Origin of the sequence: Streptomyces griseus subsp. griseus, from assembly GCF_000720255.1 — a bacterium.
GTDB lineage: Bacteria > Actinomycetota > Actinomycetes > Streptomycetales > Streptomycetaceae > Streptomyces > Streptomyces griseus_I.
Window position 1 is genome coordinate 75,450 of sequence record NZ_JOJE01000030.1, and the last position, 21,082, is coordinate 96,531.

Sequence of the window (21,082 nt, forward strand, 5' to 3'; positions counted from 1 at the left end):
ATCCGCACGTTTGTTCCACAAATGGCGGGGCATTCGAAGCGGTTCGCCGATGCGCGCGCAAGGCCGGGATGCCGAACCTCCGGGCGGTCATCGACCATGGAGGAAAGTCAGGGAAGAGGGAAGCGGGAAGAGACAGGGAAGAGGGAAGAGGGAGGGGCATGGCGAAGGTCAAGAGGTCGAACCGAGGGGCGGGCTCCGCGCGGGCCTGGGCCCGGCTCGCCCTGCTGTGTCTCGCCGGTGCCGTCGCCGCGGTGGCCGTCGGCGCGGGCTCCGGCGGCTGGCTGATCCTGTTGCTCGGCCTCGTAGGTCTCGCCCTGGCGGGCGCGGGTCTCTGGTGGACCCTGGCCCACCGGGGCGCGGTGCGCCTGCTCGGCACCCTGCTCGCCCTCGCCGCCCCCGTGACCGTCCTGGTGCTCTACGCGGTGTCGGGGCTGTGGGTGGTGGCGGTGGCCGCGATCGCAGCGTGGGTGGCCGCCCTGGCGTGCGCCCGCAGCGCGCTGCGACGCCTGCGCCGACCGCGCGGCATGCACAGCCGTTCGGTCCGGCCGCCCCGACGGCCCGTCCTGATCATGAATCCGCGGTCCGGGGGAGGGAAGGTCGGCCGGCACTCACTCGTGGAGCGGGCCGAGGCGCTGGGCGCCCGCGTCGTGCTGCTCGACCTCGACGCCGACCCGGACCCCATGGCACTGGCCCGGCGCGCCGTGGCCGAGGGCGCCGACCTGCTCGGTGTCGCGGGCGGCGACGGCACCCAGGCGCTGGTCGCGGCCGTGGCCGCCGAGCACCACATTCCGTTCCTCGTCATCGCTGCCGGGACACGCAACCACTTCGCGATGGACCTCGGCCTGGACCGGGACGACCCGGCGAGCGGCCTCGACGCCCTCTCCGACGGGGTGGAACTGCGCATCGACCTCGGGGACGTGAACGGGCGCTCCTTCGTCAACACGGTCTCCTTCGGTACGTACGCGGAGATCGTGCAGAACCCGGACTACCGTGACGCCAAGGCGGCGACCGTCCTCGACCAGTTGCCGGATCTGCTGGTCGGTGACAAGGGCACCTCCCTGGACGTGCGGGCCGGGGACACCCGTCTGCAGGGTCCGCAGGCGCTGCTCGTGAGCAACAACGCCTATGGACGGGTCGATCCCCTCGGCGGCGGGCGCAGGCCCCGGCTGGACGCGGGTGCGCTCGGGGTGGTCGCGGTCCGCGTGGAGAGCGCGGCGCAGGCCGCGGAGCTGGCCCTGCGCGGTGAACGGGCCGGCGGCATTACTGTGTTGACGTCACGTCGCGTGGTCGTCGAGGCCGTCGAGGAGCAGATCCCGGTGGCCGTCGACGGGGAGGCACTCACCCTGCCCACGCCCGTCGTGTGCACCGTACGGCCCGGTGCGCTGCGGGTGCGGGTGCCGAGACACCGCCCGGGCGCCACGTACATGGCACCGTCCGTCGACTGGCGGCGCGTGGTACGTCTCGCGCTGAGCCCGTCTCCCCGACCCCGTACGACTCAGGAGAAGAGCGATGCTTGACCGCACGTCGAGGGAACACCCGGCCCTGCGCGGCCTGGTGCGCGACCTCGCCACCCTCGACCAGACGCTGTACGAGGCCGTGACGGTCACCGAGACCCCCGCGCTGGATTCCGCCCTGCGGCGGCTGTCCGCGGCGGCGGACCACTCGAAGATCTCCTTCACGGTCGCCGGCCTCATGGCGCTGTTCCCCGGCCGCCCCCGCCGCGCTGCGGCGATCGGTGTCGCCGCCATCGGGGTGGCCTCGGCGACCGCCAACCTGCTCGGCAAACGTCTGGTACGCCGTCCCCGTCCCCACCGCGCCGAGGACTCGCCGTTCCCGGGGCGGCACGTGCCGATGCCGGAGTCCGCGTCGTTCCCGTCGGGCCACACCGCCTCGGCCGTCGCGTTCGCGGCGGCCGTGGGTCCCGCCTGGCCGGCCGCCACGGTGCCGCTCGGGCTGCTCGCCTGTGCCGTGGGGTATTCGCGCGTCCACACCGGGGTGCACTACCCGGGGGACGTCATCGCGGGCGCCGTGCTGGGCACGGGGGCGGCGGCGGTGGCGCTCGCCGCGGCGGCCCGCCTGGAGCGGTGACCGGCTACTGACCGGCGGGCGGCCCCTCGATCACGGAGAGGGCCGCCGTGCCGAGAGTGATCACTCCGTCGGACAGGGGCGTGCACCGGACCCCGCCCCCGCCGCGCAGCACGCGCTGCGCCCCCGGGCCGATCGTGACGTCCATCCACGCGCACGGCCTGGCAGGGCGGTTCACGGAGAACGTGACGGGGCCGGCGCCGGTGTCGAGGGAGATCGTGGAGCCGATGCAGGAGTCGATGTCGAAGCCCCGGATCAGGATGTTCCGGCGGGTCTGGAGCAGTCCGACGCCCGGATCGATGTCCAGGGGGAGGTGCTCCGCGGCCATGATCGTCACGGCCGCGTCGCGATGGGCCCGCCGGCCGAAGTAACGGTCGCCGACCAGCCCGAGGCCGCCGCGCACCTTCACCTGCCGGACCAGCTCGTCGTCCGGAGCGGCGGGAGGTCCGCCCGACGGACGTCCCGCGAGCCGGTGCTCCGGTGACACCAGGAGCTGCACCACCTCGACCTCGGTCATGGACCCCACCTTAGGGATCAGGCGGACGGAACGTTTCGGCCGAGGTCGGGGCGGAGGCTGAGGTCGAGGTCGGGGCGGAGGTCGAGGTCGGCGCGGAGGTCGAGGTCGGGGCGGAGGTCGAGGTCGGGGCGGACGCCGAGGTCGGGGCGGAGGCGGAAGGCCGAGCAGGCCCGCGCCGGATCAGCCGATGTGGTAGCTGTCCCCGTACACCTTCCAGTCCAGCGGAGGGGTCAGGTCCAGGTTGCCCTTGCGCAGGAAGACGCGTTGGGCGGTGTCCACCCGGCTGGTGTCGCTGTGCGCCTCCTCCTGCTTCATCGCCCAGACCCGGGCGTCGAGGAAGGCGTTGAGGTAGGCGACCTCGTCGCCGCCCCGCGCCGGAGGCTTCGCGGTGCGCAGGGCGCGCTTGCGTATGTTGCGGAAGCTGGTCGGGTCGGTGCCGTCGCCGTGCATGACGATGGCGTCGTAGTACGCGAACTGGCCCAGCACCCGCAGCCCGTCGGTCTTGCCCTGCTTGACGGACGGGTTGAAATACACGCGGTCGCGCTCGTCGTTCTGCGCCCGCTCGAACACCGTGTCCCGGGCCGCCGTGCGCCAGTCGCCGGGGAACGAGGGGTCGAGGCCGTCGTGCGAGTCGGTGCCGTTCACCCTCCGCAGGGCGGGGAGGTACCTGGCGAGGACGTTGCCGGGCTTGCGCTCGGCGTAGAGCTCCACGAGGTCGAGCATGTCGCCGGTGCCGGAGCAGAATCCGATGATACCGGCGGTGTAGCCGCGGCCGTCGCCGATGTCCTCGATGTACTTGTACTGGGCCTTCCAGTCGAGCGAGGAGTTCTCCGCGCTGGAGACCAGCTTCATGGCGATCTCCTTCATCGCCGGGTCGTCGAGGCCTACAGCGCGGGCGTTGGCGGAGGCGTGCGAGGCGCCCAGCAGTGGGACCGCTGTCAGGGAGGCGCCCAGCAGGGTGAGGAGAGCGCGGCGGGAGGGGCTCGAGGCGGAACGTTCCGGCTCGGTGGAGTTGACCACTTTGACTCCAAGTGGCTTGTGGGGGGCGGATGGTTGATAGGAATGTTTCCTATCAGATGCAGCGTCAGGTGAACAGCCGTGCGAAGCCAGATGGGGGAGCGGAAAATCGGATGACCGGACGCTCTTCTGCTTCCTAGGCTGCCCGCCATGGACCGCAGCGGACGCGCCACCTGGTTGAACGTCGTCGACGTGGAAGCGACCTGCTGGCGGGGATCCCCACCGCCCGGCGCCGTCAGCGAGATCATCGAGATCGGGCTGACCGTCGTGGACCTGGCGGCCCGGGAGCGCGTCGCACGGCATCGCATCCTGGTGCGGCCCGCGCGGTCCACCGTGAGTGACTTCTGCACCGAGCTGACCGGCCTGACCCCACAGGAAGTGGACACCGGCGTCGAGTTCGCCGAGGCCTGCCGCCGACTGGCGGCCCTCCACCGGAGCGGTGAGCGGCCGTGGGCCAGCTGGGGCGACTACGACCGTCATCAGTTCACCCGGCAGTGCGCGGCGACCCGTACGCCGTACCCCTTCGGCGGCCGCCACACCAACGCCAAGGCCGCCTTTACCGAGGCGTACGGCCTGCGCAAGCGGCCCGGCATGGCCCAGGCCCTGCGGATCGCCGGGCTGCCCCTCGAAGGGCGGCACCACCGGGGCGAGGACGACGCCTGGAACATCGCGGCCCTCGTGCTCGACCTGACTGGACGCGGAGCCTGGCCGGATGCCCTCGACGACCGGATGGACCGGAGCGTCCCTTGAGGCCGTGTCCCTGTGTGGTGAGGCGCCGTCGGCCTCGGTATGGAGAGGCTGTTCGCGGCCGTCATCCACGTTCTGGCCCCGTGGTCGCGCTCGGCGGGCTCTACCGCCCTGCTTCGGGACATCGAAGCCGACGGCCCATCGGCGCTTCCTGGTCTGGTCGAGGGCCGGAGCCCGGCGCCGGCTCCGGCGAGGAGATCCTGCACCGGCTCGACGGCGCCGGCGCTCAGTGCTGTGCACGCACCGGATGACAGGAGACGCTGGGGCTGTGAATCAGGTTCAGGAGATCGTGAGGCTGGTCGGCGGTGTGCTGGGCCAAGACGTCATCGGCACCTACCTCCACGGCTCCTCCGTGCTCGGTGGACTCAGGCCCGCCAGCGACGTGGACGTGTTGGTCGTCTCCCGGCGGCGAATGGACGAGCAGGATCGACGGGAACTCCTCGGTGGACTGCTCCGGATCTCCGGCTCCCGGCACAACGCCCGCCCGGTCGAGGTCACCGTGGTCGTCCAGTCCGAGGTCCGGCCGTGGCGGTACCCGCCGATTTGTGACTTCCTCTACGGCGAGTGGCTGCGTGCGGAGTACGAGGCCGGGGAGGTCCCCCGGCCGGAGCCGATGCCCGATCTGGCCCTGCTGATCACCATGGCGCTGACCGGCGACCACCCCCTCGCCGGCCCCCGCCCCGCGCAGGTCCTCGCCCCAGTTCCCCAGGCCGACGTGGTCCGGGCGAGCGTGGCGGGTATCCCCGGCCTGCTCGAAGACCTGGACAGCGACACCCGCAACGTCCTGCTGACCTTCGCCCGTATCTGGACCACGCTCGCCACCGGCGAGATCAAGTCGAAGGACGCCGCCGCCGACTGGGCCCTTGCCCAGCTCCCGCCCGAGCACCGCGCCGCCCTTGAGCACGCCAGGCGGCTCTATCTCGACTGCCCCTACTCTGAGGAGAGCTGGAGCGATGAACTGCGGGCGCGGGTGCGTCCGCATGTGGCCCGCGTGCTTGCCGAGATCGACCGGCTGCGCGCCCGTGACAGGGCTTTTTGACCGGCGGTGCCCGCGCGGCGGGCGGCGAGGTGTCGGCGGACCACCTGGCGGCAGCCCCCGTAGCCGCGTTCAGTCGAAAGGGATGAGGGTGGATCACCGCGACTGCCTGCGCCAACGCAACAAGGAGGAGACGGTGACCGAAGTGCCTGAAGTGGCGCCTGTCCTGATACCGCCCGCAATGCTGCCCCGCACCCAGATCATCGAACGCGCCCGCCACCGCTGCGAGGACATCCACCGCCTGCACCAGTGGCTTGAGCAGTACGGCCATGGCCTCCCACAAAGCGTTCGCGTGTGCAGCCGTCCGGATGATGAGGCGGCCCGGTGACCATCCACGATGAGGCGGTGGCTGTCCGACCGCTGACACTGGCTTGGGTGAACCGGCATCTGGAGTTCGGTGAACGGGTCGTCAGAACCGAGGTGCTGCACGGCGGCATCAGTGCCGAAATGCGGAGGCTGACCATCGGCACGCGAGGTGGAGGCACGCGTGACCTGGTGCTGAGGACCTTCGTCAACGTGGAGCACGCCGAGGACTGGCTGAGCAGGGAGGCCGGCGCCCTGACCCTGCTTCCGGGGACCGGTGTGCCGGCTCCTGGACTGGTCGCGGTCGATTCGACCGCCGCGCATTGCGAGTATCCGTCGCTCCTTATGACACACCTGGCTGGCCGGACGGTCCTCGAGGATGAGGGTTTGGAGACGCGCCTCCCTCTGCTGGCCCGTCAACTCGTGGCGATCCACGCGTTACGACCCTCCGAGCGGCCTCGAAAGTATGTGACGTTGACGACCGCCGACACCGTAGTGACTCCGAAGGGCGCCGATGCGGCGGTATGGGCCGAGGCGATCGATGTGATCCGCAAGCCCGTGCCACCCTTTGAAGGGCGATTCCTGCACCGGGACTTCCAGCCAGGCAATGTGCTGTTCGACGTGCCGCCCTCAAGGCTGGCAGATGCCCAGATCACCGGCGTCGTCGACTGGGCAGTGACCTCCTGGGGCCCGGCGGATCTCGATGTGGCGCACTGCTCCGTCAATCTCGCGCTGCTGCACGGACCGGAGTGGGGTCTGCGGTTCCATGAGGCGTATGAGGAGGCCGGCGGGGTGCTCGCCGCGTCCGCGAGCGAACGGCTGTACTGGCTGGTGCGCGACGGGCTGGCCGCCTCGGAAGAAGTGCAGTTGGTGTCGCAGCCATGGCGGAAGGCAGGGAGGACGGAGTTGACCACGCGAGCCGTGGAGGAGCGGCTGGATGCCTATGTCAGCGCCTTGATGGACGCGCAGGGTTGAGCCAAGGCGGTCCGGGCTGACCCCGGCCTCATTCGGAGGCCGTCCGGGAAGGGTGCCGTCACCCCGTCCGGGGCGAGCAGGAAGACACCGTCCGCGGACAGCACATGATCTGCGCCGTACCGTCGCGGCCATCGATGTGTACATCAGCAACGACTATGGCGAAGGCGGCTGTCTGGAGGCCGTCTCGCAGGGCAACGTGACCAAGGTCGTGTCGTCGAACTGATGTGAGGCGGCCAACAGCCACCAGTGTGACCACTGATACCCGTATGTCCCGAGTAAACCCGGGCAGGAGCATGGGGGTGCGCGGGTCGATCAAGCCTGTGCAGGATTCGCGTAGGCGAAGGTCGAGAGAAAGGGAAGAACGTGGTCAACGCCAAGCCCGGCGGGCAACCCAGGTCCGGAGTGGCGAAGGCGGTCGTGGACCTGCCCCGGCAGGTCCGGGACGACCTCACCGGCAGGCTCCGCCGCAGCAAGCGGGCCTTCCGCAAGGAGGACGTCCAGGTCGTCGAACCGCCGCTGCTGAAACGCGCGGTGGGCGCGTCGGCGCTCGGCAACTGCATGGAATGGTTCGACTTCGGGGTCTACAGCTATCTTGCGGCCACCATCGGCAAGGTCTTCTTCCCCGGCGCCTCCCCGGCCGCCCAGGTGATCTCCTCCTTCGCGACGTTCGCCGCGGCCTTCGTCGTACGCCCCCTCGGCGGCCTGGTCTTCGGGCCGCTCGGCGACCGGCTCGGCAGGCAGAAGGTGCTGGCCACCACCATGATCATGATGGCGGCCGGGACGTTCGCCATCGGCCTCATCCCGAGTTACGCCACCATAGGCATCGCCGCCCCCATCCTGTTGCTGCTCGCCCGCATGATCCAGGGCTTCTCGACCGGTGGCGAGTACGGCGGCGCCACCACCTTCGTGGCCGAGTACTCACCGGACCGCCGACGGGGCTTCCTGTCCAGCTGGCTCGACTTCGGCACCTTCGTCGGCTACGCGCTGGGCTCCGCCCTGGTCACACTGCTGAACCTGCTCCTGACCGACGCCGAGATGCTCTCCTGGGGCTGGCGCGTCCCGTTCCTGATCGCCGGTCCGCTCGGTGTGATCGGTCTGTACATGCGGATGAAGCTGGAGGAGTCGCCGGCCTTCCAGCAGCAGCTCGACGAGCACGAGAAGAGCCTCGCCCAGGAGTCGACGGGCGGCGAGCTCAAGAGCATCGTCCGCAACCACTGGAAGCCGCTGCTCATCTGCATGGGCCTGGTGCTGCTCTACAACGTCACCAACTACATGGTGACCGGCTTCCTGCCGACGTATCAGACCGAGACCCTGAACCGCTCCAGCGGCTCCGCCGACGTCCTGGTACTCATCGGTATGGTCTGGATCGTCGTGCTGATCACATTCATCGGGCGGTTCAGCGACCGGGTCGGCAGGCGTCCGATCTACGGGTGGGCCGCGGCCGCGATGGTCCTCCTCGCCCTGCCCTCCTTCATGCTGATCAAGATGGAGGGCACCTGGCCGCCGATCCTCGGTGTGCTGATCCTCTCCACCCTGCTGGCCTGCTTCGCCGCGCCGAGCGCCGCCACCCTGCCCGCGCTGTTCCCGACGGCCGTCCGGTACGCGGCCATGGGCATCGGCTTCAACTTCGCCGTCGCCGCGTTCGGCGGCACCACGCCGCTGGTCACCGAGGCGCTGATCAGCCTCACCGGCGACGACATGATGCCCGCCTACTACCTGATGCTGGCCGGCGTCATCGGCCTGGTCACCGTCCGGTTCCTGCCGGAGAGCGCCCAGGTGCCGCTGCGCGGGTCGCAGCCCATGGTCGGCTCGGAGGAGGAGCAGCGCGAGCTGATCAGCACCTCCCAGGAGCTGTATCGCGTCACTCGGAAGCAGTCCGGGGTCCGGGAAGGGGCGTCCTCGGTTCCGTCCCGTCAGGAGCCGTGACACCGGCCACGACGTGACGGAGGAAACCGGCCGCGGTCGCGCCGTCGCAGATTCGGTGGTCGAAGGTCAGGGAGAGGTGCACCACCTTGCGCACCTCCACCCTGCCCTCCACCACCCAGGGGCGGTCGGTGACACGGCCCACGCCGAGCATCGCCGTCTGCGGGTGGTTGAGGATCGGCGTGGCGCCGTCGACGTCGAAGACCCCGTAGTTGTTCAGTGTGAACGTACCGCCGGTCCGCAGGCCCGCCGGGAGCTCCTCCCGGCGGGCGAGGCCGGTCAGCCGGCGCAGCTCCGCCGCGAGGGCGTCGAGGGGTAGCCGGTCGGCGTCCCGCACCACGGGGACGACGACACCCCGGGGAGTCTGCGCGGCGAAACCCAGGTGCACCGCCGGGAGCCGAACGAGCTCCCCGCGCTCGGTGTCGACACGGGCGTTGAGCGCGGGATGAGCGGCCAGCCCGGCGAGACACGCCCGGGCGAGCAGCGGCAGCAGACCGGCGCCGAGGGTGACCCGGGCGGCGAGCAGGTCAGTGGCGTCGGCGTCGGTCCAGATGGTGACGGCGGGCGTGTCCCGGTGGCCGCGGAGGAACTTGTCGGCGGCGGCGGTGTCGAGAGGGACGCGGGTGGCCCCGCCGGTGAGCGCCGCGGGGTACGACGCCGAACCGTTCGTTCCGTACCCGGTGAGCACGGCTCCCGACCGGCCGTGCGACGCGTTCTCGGCCGCCCTCTCCGGAGCGCCCTCCTCCGACACGCTGAGCAGAGGCGCCCCCACTTCGACCGTCCCACCCGGCTCGCAGTGCAGGGCCGTCACGGTCCCCGCGTGCGGACTCGGCAGCGTCACCACGGACTTGGCGGTCTCCACCTCTACGACCACCTGGTCGAGCGCGACCGACTCGCCGACGGCGACCCTCCACTCCAGGACCTCGGCCTCCGCCAACCCCTCGCCCAGGTCTGGCAGATGGAACGTATGGCCTGCGGTGACCGCGGCCGCCGGGGCGGGTGCGGACCGGTCGGGCCCGCGCCCGGTGCCGGTGGGCAGCAGGCGGCGCAACGCGGCGAGGATGCGGCCCGTGCCCGGCAGGTGGGCGCCCTCCAACAGCGGTGGCGGGTACGGGATGTCGTACCCGGTGACGCGCAGGACCGGCGCCCGCAGCGCGTCGAAGCACCGCTCCTGCACGCGGGCCGCGATCTCCGCGCCGACCCCGGCGAAGCCCTGCGCCTCGTGTACCACCAGGCACCGCCCGGTACGCCGTACGGACGCCGTGAGCGTGCGGTCGTCGAGGGGGACCAGGGTACGCAGGTCCAGTACCTCCACGTCCAGGCCCTCGGCAGCCGCCGCGCGCGCCGCCTCCAGTGCTACGGCCACCGACGGCCCGTAGGCCACCAACGTGACGTCACGGCCGGTCCTGCGCACGGCGGCGGTGCCGAACGGCTCGGTGCGCAGGGGGAGTTCCACCGCCTCCCGGGTCCAGTAGAGACGCTTGGGTTCGAGGAAGACCACCGGATCCGGATCATCGATCGCCTCGCGCAGCAGCGAGTACGCGTCGGCCGCCGTCGCCGGTGTCACCACCTTCAGGCCCGCCGTGTGCGCGTAGTACGCCTCGCTGGAGTCGCTGTGGTGTTCCACTCCGCCGATGCCGCCGCCGTAGGGGACACGGACCACCAGCGGCAGGGGGAGCGCGCCCCGGGTACGGTTGCGCATCTTGGCGATGTGGGAGGCGATCTGCTCGAACGCCGGGTAGGCGAACGCGTCGAACTGCATCTCGACCACCGGCCGCCACCCGGCCATCGCCATGCCCACCGCGAGCCCCGCGATGCCGGCCTCGGAGACGGGCGTGTCGAAGCAGCGGTGACCGCCGAACGTCGCGGCGAGCCCGTCGGTGACCCGGAAGACGCCGCCGAGGCGGCCGACGTCCTCACCGAGGACGACGACACGTCCGTCCGCGTCGAGGGCGTCCCGAAGCGCGCTGTTGAGCGCCTGAGCCAGCGTTGTGCCCGTCGCCATGTCAGCAGCCCTCCCGGTCGGCCCGCAGGGCGTCGCGCTGTTCGGTGAGGTGCGTGGTCGGTGAACGGAACACATGGTCGAACAAGGTCAGTGGATCCAGGTCCGGTTCGGTGGAGAGGTGGGCGCGGACCCCGGCCGCGTACGACTCCGCCTCGTCGGCCACCGCCTTGACCCCGGCGTCGTCCAGCAGGCCGCGGTCACGCAGCGCGGACTCCAACCGGGGGAGAGGATCGTGGCCCAGCCACTGCTCAACCTCCGCGGCGGGACGGTAGCGGGACGGGTCGTCGGCACTGGTGTGCGGGGCGACGCGGTACGTGTGCGCCTCGACCAGCCACGGGCCGCCGCCCGACCGGGCGTCCTCGACGGCCGTGGTCAGGACCGCGAGGACGGCCGCCGCGTCGTTGCCGTCGACCTGCTCGGAGCGCATACCGTAGCCAACTCCCTTGTACGCCAGGCTCGGTGCCGCGCACTGGGCGGAGAGCGGAACGGAGATGGCGTACCCGTTGTTCTGCACCAGGAAGACCACCGGGGCCTGCAACACGCCCGCCAGGTTCAGCGCCTCGTGGAAGTCGCCCTCGCTGGTGGCGCCGTCGCCTACGAGGGCAAGGGCGACCGTGTCCGCGCCCTTGAGCCGCTCGCCGTGTGCCAGGCCGACCGCGTGCGCCGCGTGGGTCGCCAGCGGAGTGCACTGCGGCGCGGTGCGGTGCCGCACGGGGTCGTAGCCGCAATGCGCGTCCCCGCGCAGCAGCGTCAGCGCCTCGACGGGGTCGATGCCGCGGCTCACCAGCGCCACACAGTCGCGGTAGGTGGGAAACAGCCAGTCGGTGTCGCGCAGCGCCAGAGCCGCGCCCACCTGGCAGGCCTCCTGGCCGAGGCTCGACGGGTGTACCGCGAGCCTGCCCTGGCGGGCGAGGGCCGTCGCCTGCTCGTCGAAGCGGCGCCCGACGACCATTTTCCGGTACGCCGTCAGCAGCGATCCGGCCGCGGGCTCCGCGTACGAACGGCCCGTCACGCCCCCGGCGGAGTCGAATTCCCGTGCTTCGCCATTCGATGACAGAAAGGAAACCGGAACCCGAGAGGGAAGCCAGTGAGCTGGCTCCACACAATTCCTCACGTTCGCATTCACCAGCGCATCACTCTTTCCTCCCCCGCCCTTCCGGGTACGGCCCGTTGTGCCTCGGACTATCCCTGGAGCCGATGCTTTCTCAACTGCCCCGCGCAAAAGCGCGGATGAAGCGGAACTGAACAGTCCGTCCAATCCGTATGTGTCAACCAGATGTCGGGCAACGGTAATTCGCACGTTGCCCGCCGGTTCCGAAGCGCCGGTTCCAATGGGTCGCGAACGCGGCACGCTGGAAGGCAGGCGCACATGTCCCGAGTACGCCCGGGAGCACGTCACTACAAGGTCGTGTGTTCCTCGTGCGGAGCCCGATACGAGGACGACGGCCTCCTCCTCGACTGCACAGGCCGGCACGAACCGGCATTTCTGTGCGCCGAATACGACGGAAGCGGAACGGTTGCGACGGAGAACACCGGGCTGTTTCGCCACGCCCCCATGCTGCCCGTGGCGCAGACCTTCCCGGACGTTCCCGGGCCCGTGGTCCACCCCGCCGAGCGGCTCGGCCGCCGGATCGGCCTCAGCCGCCTCTGGGTCGCCTTCAACGGCCACTGGCCCGAGCGTGGGGCGCACCTGCCCACGTGCACGTTCAAGGACCTGGAGGCGTACACGGTGCTGGGCCGGCTGCCCGCCGCGCCGCCCGTCCTCGTGATCCCCTCGGCCGGCAACACCGCCGCCGCCTTCGCCTGGGCCGCCACCCGGCACCGGGTGCCCTGCCTGCTCGTGGTGCCCGCCCCCGCCCTGGAACGGATGCGGTTCCCCGCCCCGCTCGACCCCTGCGTACGGCTCGTCGTCCTCGACGGCACCGCCACCTACAGCGACGCCATCGCCTGCGCCGACCTGCTCGCCCGGCTCCCCGGCCACCACGCCGAGGGCGGCGCCCGCAACGTCGGCCGCCGCGACGGACTCGGCAGCGTCATGCTGGCCGCCGCCGAGACGATCGGGCGGCTGCCGGAGACGTACGTCCAGGCCGTCGGCAGCGGCACCGGCGCGATCGGCGCCCACGAGGCGGCCCGCAGAGTGCGCGCGCCCGGCGAGACGCTGCCGCGCCTGCTGATGTGCCAGAACGCCCCGTTCGCCCCGTTGCACGAGGCGTGGCGGTCCACCGGACAGCCGCCGGCTCACCGGGAGCACGAGCCGCTGGCCCGGGAACTGACCAACCGGCGTCCGCCGTTCACCGTGCGCGGCGGAGTCCGTGACGCGCTCGTGGAGAGCGGGGGTGACGTCCTGTGCACGGACAACGGGGCAGCGCTCGCAGCGATGGCCCTCTTCGAGGAGACCGAGGGCATCGACATCGAACCCGGCGCCGCAGTGGCACTGGCCGCCCTCGCCGACGCCGTCGTCGCAGGGCAGGTGCGCGCCGACGAACTGGTCCTGCTCAACATCACCGGCGGCGGGCGGGCCCGCCAGGCCCGAGACATCCCCCTCGTGCCCGCCGAGCCGTGGCTGCGCGTCCCCTGGCGCGGCCGCGACGAGGGCCCGCGGCACGTCGCCGCCCGCGTGGAACGGATGCTGACCGGTATGGCCGCGGACATCGGCGCCGGTGTCGTCGCGGAGGCGGGCCGGTGACCGCCCCCCAAGCCCTGGAGCCGTCGGCCGCCCAGCGCTCGATGTGGTTCGGCCAGCGGCTGGACCACGCCGGTCCCGCCTACAACGTGGGCGAGTACACGGAGATCCACGGACCCGTCGACCCGGCCCGCTTCACGGCCGCCGTACACCAGGTGGTGGACACCACCGAGACGCTGCGGGTCCGCTTCACGGAAGCCGCCGACGAGGGAGCCGTCGAGGAGGGAGTCCGGCAGATCGTCGACGCCGACCCGGCCTGGGAGCTGCCGGTCGTCGACCTCACGGACGACCCCGACCCCCGGTCCGCCGCCGACGCCTGGATGGCCGCCGACTTCGCCACGGCCTTCGACCTCGGATGCGGCCCGCTGTTCCGGTACGCGCTGCTCAGGCTCGCGGACGCCCACTGGATCTGGTACCAGCGCTACCACCACATCGCCGTCGACGGCTACAGCTGCTCCCTCATCGCCCGCCGGGTGGCCGACGCCTACACGGCCGCCGTCGCCGGTACGCCCCACACCCCGCCGCCCGCACCCCTCGCCCCGCTGGTCACCGAGGACGAGGCCTACCACGCCGGCACACGGCACACGGCGGACCGGCTGTTCTGGACGCGGACGCTGGACGACCGTCCCGACCCGGTGAGCCTCTCCACCCGGCAGCCGGAGGTGGCCGACCGGTTCCTGCGTCGCACGGGCCATCTCCCCACGGCGGCCGGCGATCTGGTGCACGCGGCGGCCGAGCACGCCGGCACCCGCTGGTCACGCGTCGTCCTCGCCGCGACCGCCGCCTACCTCCACCGGCTCACCGGCGCCCGGGACATCGTCCTGGGCCTCGCCGTCACCGGCCGCGAGACCGGGGCCGAACTCGCCACCCCCGGCATGGCGTCGAACGTCCTGCCACTGCGGCTCCCCGTACGCCCCGACACCGCCGCCCTCCACCTCGTACGACGCACGGCCGCCGCCACCCGCGACCTCCTGGCCCACCAGCGGTTCCGCGGCGAGGAACTGCGCCGGGACCTCGGTTGGCCGCAGGACGGGCGACGGTTCTTCGGGCCGGTGGTCAACATCATGGCCTTCGGGCCCGAGGTGCGATTCGCCGGACAGCCGACCACACGCCACAACCTGTCCACGGGACCGGTCGAGGACCTCGCGGTGAACGTCTACGACCGCTCGGACGGCGCCGGTATCCGAGTCGACCTCGACGCGAGCCCAGACCACTACACCGAGCCCGAACTCACCGCCCACCACCGGCGTTTCGTCCGCTTCCTGGAAGAGTTCGCCGCAGCCGCCCTCGGCCCGGGAACTCCGGTGGGCCGCGTGGACACCCTCCTGCCGGAGGAGCGGACCACGGCCCGGCCGACCGTTCCCTCGGCCCGCCCGACCGTTCCCTCGGCCCGCCCGACCGTTCCCTCGGCCCGCCCGACCGTTCCCACGGCCCGCCCGACCGTTCCCACGGCCCGCCCGGGCGCGGCCACCGTGCCCGACCTGTTCGCCCGCCGGGTCGCGGCCGACCCGCACGGCACGGCCGTCGTCCAGGGCGAACGCGGCACCACCTACCGGCAGTTGAACGCCCGCGCCAACCGCCTGGCCCAGCGACTCCGCTCCCTCGGCGTCCGCCCCGAGGACCGCGTCGCCGTCCTGATGCGCCGCTCCGACGACCTCGTCGCAGCACTCCTCGCCGTCCTGAAGGCAGGCGGCGCCTACGTCGGCCTCGACCCGCGCGCCCCCGCCGCCCGCACCCGACGGATCCTCACCGACACGGCGGCGGCCGTCCTGCTGACCGACCGGCTGTCCGGAGGCATACCGCATCCGGAAGGAGCCGCCGACGGTGCGACGCACGGTGTCGTCACCCTCACCACAGACGACCCCACACTCGCCACCGAGCCCGACACGGACCCGGGCGTGCGCCTCCACCCGGACCAACTCGCCTACGTGAGCTTCACCTCGGGCTCCACGGGCACTCCCAAGGGTGTCGCCGTCACCCATCGCGACGTCACCGCGCTCGCCACGGACCCGGCGTTCGGCGACGGCGCGCACGCACGCGTGCTGGTCCACTCGCCGACCGCGTTCGACGCCTCCACGTACGAGATGTGGGTGCCGCTGCTGACCGGCGGGACCGCCGTGGTCGCCGACCCGGACCAGGACCTGGACGCCGGCGCCGTCGCCCGACTGACGGAGCGGCACGGGCTGACGGCGCTGTGGCTCACGGCCGGACTCTTCCAGCTTGCCGCGGAGGAGGACCCCGCCTGCTTCGCCGGGCTGGGTCAGGTGTGGACCGGCGGCGAGGCCGTTCCCGCGGCCGCGGTCCGCCGGGTCCTCGCGGTCTGCCCGGACCTGACCGTCACCGACGGCTACGGCCCGACCGAGACCACCACCTTCGCCACCAGCCGCCCCTGTACCGCCGACGCCCCTGTCCCTGATCCGCTGCCCATCGGCCGCCCCCTGGACGGCATGCGCGCCCACGTCCTCGACACCGCCCTCCAGCCGCTGCCACCCGGAACGGTGGGGGAGCTGTACGTGGCCGGTCCCGGTGTGGCCCGCGGCTACCTCGGCCACCCCGGCGCGACAGCCGGACGGTTCGTCGCCGACCCGTTCGGCCCGCCCGGCGCCCGCATGTACCGCACCGGCGACCGCGCCCGGCTGACCCCGGACGGCGAGCTGGAGTTCCACGGCCGGGCCGACGGCCAGGTCAAACTGCGCGGCTTCCGCGTCGAACCCGGCGAGATCGAGGCGGCGCTGGCCGGGCGCCCCGAGGTCGCGCGGGCGGTCGCCGTCGTCCGTGAGGACCGGCCGGGGGACCGGCGCCTGGTCGCCTACGCCGTCCCCGCCGCGGGTGCTTCACCGTCGCCGGACGCCCTGCGCGACGAACTCACCGAGCTCCTGCCCGACTTCATGGTCCCCTCCGCCGTCGTCCTTGTGGACCGGCTGCCCCTGACCGCCAACGGCAAGCTCGACCGCGCCGCGCTGCCCGCCCCACCGACGTCGACCACCACCACGGCCACCCGTCCCGCCCGCACCCCGCACGAAGAAGTCCTGTGCGCCCTGTTCGCGGACGTCCTCGGACTGCCCGAAGTCGGCCCCCACGACGCCTTCTTCGCCCTCGGCGGCCACTCGCTGCTCGCCCTGCGCCTCCTCGGTCGCGTGCGCACCGCCTTCGACACCGAGCTCACCCTCCGCGACGTGTTCCAGGCGCCGACCCCGGCCGGCCTGGCGCGGCGGATCGCGCCCGGTACGGCGGCAGCCGCACGACGACGCCCCGTCGTGCGTGCCGGCGCGGTTCGCCCCAGCGCCGTCCCCTTGTCGTCCGCTCAGCGACGCCTTTGGTTCCTGCACCGCCTGGAAGGGCCCGGCGCCGCCTACAACGTCCCGCTCGCCGTGCGACTCACCGGCGGCCCCCTGGACGCCGAGGCCCTGCGTGCCGCCCTCGGGGACGTCGTCGACCGGCACGAGATCCTGCGCACGGTCTACCCGGACGCCGACGGCATCCCCTGCCAGCGGCTGCTGGAGCGCGCACACCCCGACCTGAGCGTCCGTGACGCCACAGAAGCCGAACTGCCCTCGCTCCTCACGGAGTCGGCAAGCCGGGGTTTCGACCTCGCAGGGGACCTCCCGATCCGCGCCCACCTCCTCGTCCTCGGCCCCGAGGAGCACGTCCTGCTCCTCGTCCTGCACCACATCGCCGCGGACGGCTGGTCCCTGGACCCCCTCGCACGCGACCTCGCGACCGCGTACCGGGCGCGGCTCGCGGGACGCGGACCCAACTGGGCGCCGCTGCCCGTGCGGTACGCGGACCACTGCCTCCGCCAGCACGCCGACCTCGGCCAGGACCAGGAGCCCCGGCTCGCCCACTGGCGTACGGCGCTCGCCGGGATCCCCGAGGAACTCCCGCTGCCCGTGGACCGTCCACGAGCGGCCCGCGCCACCCGGCGGGGCGGGGACATCCCCGTCCGGCTGGACTCCGCCCTGCACCAGCGGCTGCGCGAGCTGGCCACCGGAAGCGGGACGACGGTCTTCATGGTCGTGCAGGCGGGGCTCGCCGCCCTGCTCACCCGGCTGGGCGCGGGCACCGACATCCCCCTCGGAACCCCCGTCGCCGGCCGAGCCGACGAGGCGTACGACGACCTGGTGGGCTGCTTCGTCAACACCCTTGTCCTGCGCACCGACACCTCGGGCGACCCCACCTTCCGGGACCTGCTCACCCGGGTCCGGGAGACCGACCTGGCGGCCTACACCCACCAGGACCTGCCTTTCGAGGATCTGGTCGAGGCGCTGAATCCGCCCCGCTCACCGGCCAGGCATCCCCTCTTCCAGGTGATGCTGGCCTTCCGCCCCACCGCCGGGCCCCGTCTCGACCTGCCCGGGCTCAGCGCCCGGACCCTGTCCGTGGAGACCGGCGCCACCAAGGTCGACCTGACGTTCAACCTGGGCGAACAGCGCGCGCCCGACGGCTCCCCGGACGGCATCGAAGGTGTCCTGCAATACAGCGCCGACCTCTTCGACCGCCGTACCGCCCGGGACCTGGCCGCCCGCCTGGAGCGACTGCTGCGGGCCGCCGTCGCACAGCCGGACCTGCCCATCGGCGCCCTCGACATCCTCGCGCCCGACGAACGCCGGCGGCTGGTGGCCGAGTTCAACGACACCGCGCGGGAGATCCCCGACAGGCTGTTCCACCGGATGTTCGAGGAGCGGGCCGCCGAGACCCCGGACGCCATCGCGGTGTCCGACCCGAGCACCAGCCTCACCTATCGCCAACTCGACGTACGGGCCGATCGGTTGGCCCGTGCACTCACCGCACGCGGCGCCGGGCCCGGCCGCTTCGTCGCCTTCGCGCTGCCCCGGTCCGTCGAGATCGCGGTCACCGTCCTGGCCGTCCTCAAGGCGGGCGCGGCCTACCTCCCGCTCGACCCCGAGCACCCCGCTGAGCGCACCGCCCACCTGCTCTCCGACGCGGCACCCGTCTGCGTGATCACCAGGGACCGGCTCCCCGCCGGCGTCGACTGCCCGGTCCTGCCCCCCGACGAGGCCCCGGACGACCCCGGCGCCCCGCTCGCGGAGGCCCACCCCGCGGATCCCGCCTACCTGATCTACACTTCCGGCACCACCGGCCTCCCCAAGGGTGTCGTCGTCGAGCAGCGCAACCTCACCACCTACGTGGCCCGGTGCGTCGAGGCGTACCCGAGCCTGCGCGGCACCTCGCTGCTGCACGCGACGATGACCTTCGACGCCACCGTGACCACCCTGCACGGGGCGCTGGCCGCCGGCGGACGGGTCCACATCGCCGCGTTCCACGAGGCGGGCGCCACCCCACCGCCGGGCGGTTGCACCTTCCTCAAGGCGACCCCCAGCCACCTCCCGCTGCTGCCCGCACTGCCGCACGACCTCTCGCCCACCGAGGAGTTCATGCTGGGCGGCGAGGCCCTGGTCGGCGAGGCCCTGCGCGCCTGGCGCCGGGACCACCCGAGCGTGCGTCTGATCAACCACTACGGCCCCACCGAGCTGACCGTCGGCTGCACCGACCACCGCATCGAACCCGGCGATTACCTGCCCACCGGCCCCGTGCCCATCGGCCGCCCCATGTGGAACACCCGCGCCCATGTCCTGGACGCCCTGCTGCAACCCGTACCGACCGGCGTCGAAGGAGAGCTGTACGTCGCCGGAGACCAGGTGGCCCGCGGCTACTGGCGGCGGCCGGGCCTGACCGCCGAGCGGTTCGTCGCCGACCCCTTCGGACAGCCCGGCGGGCGCATGTACCGTACCGGTGACCTGGCTGTGTGCCGCGCCGACGGCACCCTGGAACTGCGCGGCCGGGCCGACGGACAGCTCAAGGTCCGGGGCCTGCGGATCGAGCCCGGTGAGATCGAGGGCGTGCTCACCGCCCATCCCGCCGTCACCCGGGCAGCGGTGACGGCCCGCGAGGACGACACCGGAGTCCGCCGCCTGATCGCCTACGTCGTCGGGGCCGCCGACACGGACCGGCCCGCCCTCCTCGCGCACGCCGCCCGGCAGCTGCCCGCCCACATGGTCCCCGAGGCGCTCGTGACGCTGGACGCGCTGCCGATGACGGCGAACGGGAAGCTCGACCCGACGGCCCTCCCGGCGCCCGCGCGGGAGACGTCCCCTGCGGGCCGGCCGGCACGCACCCCGCAGGAGGAGACGCTGCAAGGACTCTTCTCGGACGTGCTCGGCGTCGCCGAACCCGGCGTCGACGACGGCTTCTTCGAGCTCGGTGGCGACAGCATCACCTCCATCCACCTGGTGAGCCGTGCCCTCGCCGCGGGACTGCGCCTGACCCCGCGTGACGTGTTCGAGCAACGGACCATCGCCGCGCTCGCCGCCGTGGCGGCGGAGCGCCCGGCCGCTGGCCCGGCCCCCGAACAGGAAGCGCCCATCGGCGACCTGCCCCTCACCCCGGCCATGCACCGGCTGCGCGAACGCGGCGGACCGATCGGCGCGTTCAGCCAGTCGGCCCTGCTCGTCACACCCGCCGGGGCCGAGGAGAAGCGGATCGCCGGAGCCCTCCAGGCGCTCGTGGACCACCATGACGCCCTGCGGATGTGCGTCTCCGAGGACGAGTGGACGGCGGTCATCCCGCCTCCCGGCGGCGTCGACGCCGGCACGCTGCTCCACCGGGTCGCCGTGCCGGACGCGGGCTTCGCACCCGCCCTGTCCCACGTCGTACCCGAACTCAACTCTGACGCGGGGAAGTTGCTGCACGCCACCTGGTTCGACGCAGGTCCCCACCGCCCTGGCCGCCTCCTCCTGACGATTCATCACCTCGCCGTGGACGGCGTCTCCTGGAACGTCCTGCGCACCGACCTGGCCGCCGCCTGGCGCGAAGAGGAGCTGTCGGCGCGGGGCACCTCCCTGCGCCACTGGGCCCGGCTGCTGGAACGGGAGGCGCGCGATCCGGCACGGGTCCCCGAACTCGCCGTGTGGCAGCGACTGTTGTCGGCACCCGATCCGCTGCTCGGCGCCCGTCGACTCGACCCCACGCGGGACGTGGTCGGCGCGATGCGCCACCTCTCCCGGGATCTCCCGGCCGACCTCACCACCCGCCTGCTGACCACCGTCCCCGCCGCGTTCCACGCCGGCCCCGACGACATCCTGCTCGCCGCGCTCGCCGCCGCCTTCGTCCGGTGGCGACGGCCCCGCGACCGCCACCCCGCCCTGCTCGTCGACATCGAGCGGCACGGACGCGAGGAGATCGCCGACGGCGTCGACCTGTCCCGCACGGCCGGCTGGTTCACCAGCGTCGTACCGGCTCGGTTCGACCTCACCGGAGTCGACCTCGACCGGCCGGCCGACGTCCTCAAGAGCGTCAAGGAACAGGTGCGGTCCGTGCCCGACCACGGGATCGGCCACGGTCTGCTGCGCCACCTCAACCCCGAGACCGGGCCCGTCCTCGCCGCGCTCGCCGTCCCGCAGGTCGGCTTCAACTACCTGGGATGCACCACCCGGGAGCCGGAGGCCGACTGGTCGGCGGCGCCCGAGGAGATCCCCGGCCCGCTCCGTCTCGGCGCGGCCCACGACCCGGCCCTGCCCGTCGCCCACGGTCTGGAGATCACCGCCGTGACCACCGTTGACGGCCGGCTCGACGCCACCTGGTCCTGGGCGCCCGGCGTCTGGTCGGAGGACGACGTACGCACCCTCGCCGACCTGTGGTGCGCGCAGCTGACCGCCCAGGCCGACGGCACCCGAGCCGGCGGGCACACCCCGTCCGACCTGTCCCTGGTGTCCCTGTCCCAAGCAGAGATCGACGAACTCGAAGCCGAGTTCGGCAGCGAGTGGAGGTAAC

13 protein-coding genes and 1 pseudogene are annotated in these 21,082 nt (G+C 72.6%); 10 read left to right on the forward strand and 4 right to left on the reverse strand.

Going from position 1 to position 21,082, the window contains the following annotated elements; translation table 11 throughout:
* Window positions 1–158: 158 nt before the first annotated feature.
* Together IG99_RS31395 and IG99_RS31400 are read left to right on the forward strand one after the other, a co-directional pair.
* Window positions 159–1,517 carry a diacylglycerol/lipid kinase family protein gene (locus IG99_RS31395; RefSeq protein WP_037679901.1) on the forward strand — a complete coding sequence of 453 codons (1,359 nt, stop codon included), beginning with the start codon at window positions 159–161 and terminating at the stop codon, window positions 1,515–1,517.
* On the forward strand, window positions 1,510–2,088 hold the full coding sequence (locus IG99_RS31400; RefSeq protein WP_037679904.1) for a phosphatase PAP2 family protein: 579 nt from the start codon (window positions 1,510–1,512) through the stop codon (window positions 2,086–2,088). The genes IG99_RS31395 and IG99_RS31400 overlap by 8 nt, the downstream gene beginning before the upstream one ends.
* A 4-nt stretch (window positions 2,089–2,092) precedes the next feature.
* On the opposite strand, the gene IG99_RS31405 is transcribed toward IG99_RS31400, so the two are convergent.
* Entirely contained in the window at window positions 2,093–2,602 is a 510-nt protein-coding gene (locus tag IG99_RS31405; RefSeq protein ID WP_037679907.1) for an MOSC domain-containing protein, read from the reverse strand.
* Between the two features lie 180 nt (window positions 2,603–2,782).
* On the reverse strand, window positions 2,783–3,622 hold the full coding sequence (locus tag IG99_RS31410) for a chitosanase (protein ID WP_037679908.1): 840 nt from the start codon (window positions 3,620–3,622) through the stop codon (window positions 2,783–2,785).
* Window positions 3,623–3,769: 147 nt separating this feature from the next.
* Here IG99_RS31410 and IG99_RS31415 point away from each other — a divergent pair, with 147 nt between their 5' ends.
* The 6 genes and pseudogenes from IG99_RS31415 (at window position 3,770) to IG99_RS31435 (ending at window position 8,606) form a co-directional block, all read left to right on the forward strand.
* Window positions 3,770–4,369 carry a 3'-5' exonuclease gene (locus tag IG99_RS31415; RefSeq protein WP_037679911.1) on the forward strand — a complete coding sequence of 200 codons (600 nt, stop codon included), beginning with the start codon at window positions 3,770–3,772 and terminating at the stop codon, window positions 4,367–4,369.
* A gap of 42 nt (window positions 4,370–4,411) precedes the next feature.
* Window positions 4,412–4,590, forward strand: a pseudogene (locus IG99_RS49725) (IS5/IS1182 family transposase); the annotation flags it as partial.
* 44 nt (window positions 4,591–4,634) lie between these two features.
* Window positions 4,635–5,405, forward strand: a complete 771-nt coding sequence (locus IG99_RS31420) for an aminoglycoside adenylyltransferase family protein (protein WP_199815644.1) — start codon at window positions 4,635–4,637, stop codon at window positions 5,403–5,405.
* Window positions 5,406–5,493: 88 nt separating this feature from the next.
* Entirely contained in the window at window positions 5,494–5,730 is a 237-nt protein-coding gene (locus tag IG99_RS31425; RefSeq protein ID WP_158973277.1) for a hypothetical protein, read from the forward strand.
* Complete coding sequence (locus tag IG99_RS31430; protein WP_037679917.1) at window positions 5,727–6,680, forward strand: phosphotransferase family protein; 954 nt, start codon at window positions 5,727–5,729, stop codon at window positions 6,678–6,680. The genes IG99_RS31425 and IG99_RS31430 overlap by 4 nt, the downstream gene beginning before the upstream one ends.
* Before the next feature lie 363 nt (window positions 6,681–7,043).
* The gene (locus IG99_RS31435) at window positions 7,044–8,606 is read left to right on the forward strand and encodes an MFS transporter (protein ID WP_051866109.1); all 1,563 of its coding nucleotides are present in this window, start codon (window positions 7,044–7,046) and stop codon (window positions 8,604–8,606) included.
* Here the strand turns inward: IG99_RS31435 and IG99_RS52075 are convergent.
* Entirely contained in the window at window positions 8,542–10,608 is a 2,067-nt protein-coding gene (locus IG99_RS52075; protein WP_051866111.1) for a 2-oxo acid dehydrogenase subunit E2, read from the reverse strand. The genes IG99_RS31435 and IG99_RS52075 overlap by 65 nt on opposite strands.
* A 1-nt stretch (window position 10,609) precedes the next feature.
* Window positions 10,610–11,560, reverse strand: coding sequence for a thiamine pyrophosphate-dependent enzyme (locus IG99_RS31445; protein ID WP_199815653.1), 951 nt, complete (start codon window positions 11,558–11,560; stop codon window positions 10,610–10,612).
* Window positions 11,561–11,977: 417 nt separating this feature from the next.
* Between IG99_RS31445 and IG99_RS31450 the strand changes: the two genes are divergently transcribed.
* A complete protein-coding gene (locus IG99_RS31450) occupies window positions 11,978–13,294 on the forward strand; it encodes a cysteate synthase (protein WP_037679920.1) in 1,317 nt (438 codons plus the stop codon).
* Between the two features lie 41 nt (window positions 13,295–13,335).
* Window positions 13,336–21,081, forward strand: a complete 7,746-nt coding sequence (locus IG99_RS31455; RefSeq protein ID WP_051866127.1) for a non-ribosomal peptide synthetase — start codon at window positions 13,336–13,338, stop codon at window positions 21,079–21,081.
* The last annotated feature ends 1 nt before the right edge of the window (window position 21,082 follow it).

What these genes read in the sequence shown, in the direction of transcription:
- IG99_RS31405 (WP_037679907.1), bottom strand. Translation starts at nt 2,602, where the DNA reads ATGACCGAGGTCGAGGTGGTGCAGCTCCTGGTGTCACCGGAGCACCGG.
- IG99_RS31445 (WP_199815653.1), bottom strand. Translation starts at nt 11,560, where the DNA reads ATGGTCGTCGGGCGCCGCTTCGACGAGCAGGCGACGGCCCTCGCCCGC.
- IG99_RS31395 (WP_037679901.1), top strand. Translation starts at nt 159, where the DNA reads ATGGCGAAGGTCAAGAGGTCGAACCGAGGGGCGGGCTCCGCGCGGGCC.
- IG99_RS31415 (WP_037679911.1), top strand. Translation starts at nt 3,770, where the DNA reads ATGGACCGCAGCGGACGCGCCACCTGGTTGAACGTCGTCGACGTGGAA.
- IG99_RS31450 (WP_037679920.1), top strand. Translation starts at nt 11,978, where the DNA reads ATGTCCCGAGTACGCCCGGGAGCACGTCACTACAAGGTCGTGTGTTCC.
- IG99_RS31455 (WP_051866127.1), top strand. Translation starts at nt 13,336, where the DNA reads ATGTGGTTCGGCCAGCGGCTGGACCACGCCGGTCCCGCCTACAACGTG.
- IG99_RS31400 (WP_037679904.1), top strand. Translation starts at nt 1,510, where the DNA reads ATGCTTGACCGCACGTCGAGGGAACACCCGGCCCTGCGCGGCCTGGTG.
- IG99_RS52075 (WP_051866111.1), bottom strand. Translation starts at nt 10,608, where the DNA reads ATGGCGACGGGCACAACGCTGGCTCAGGCGCTCAACAGCGCGCTTCGG.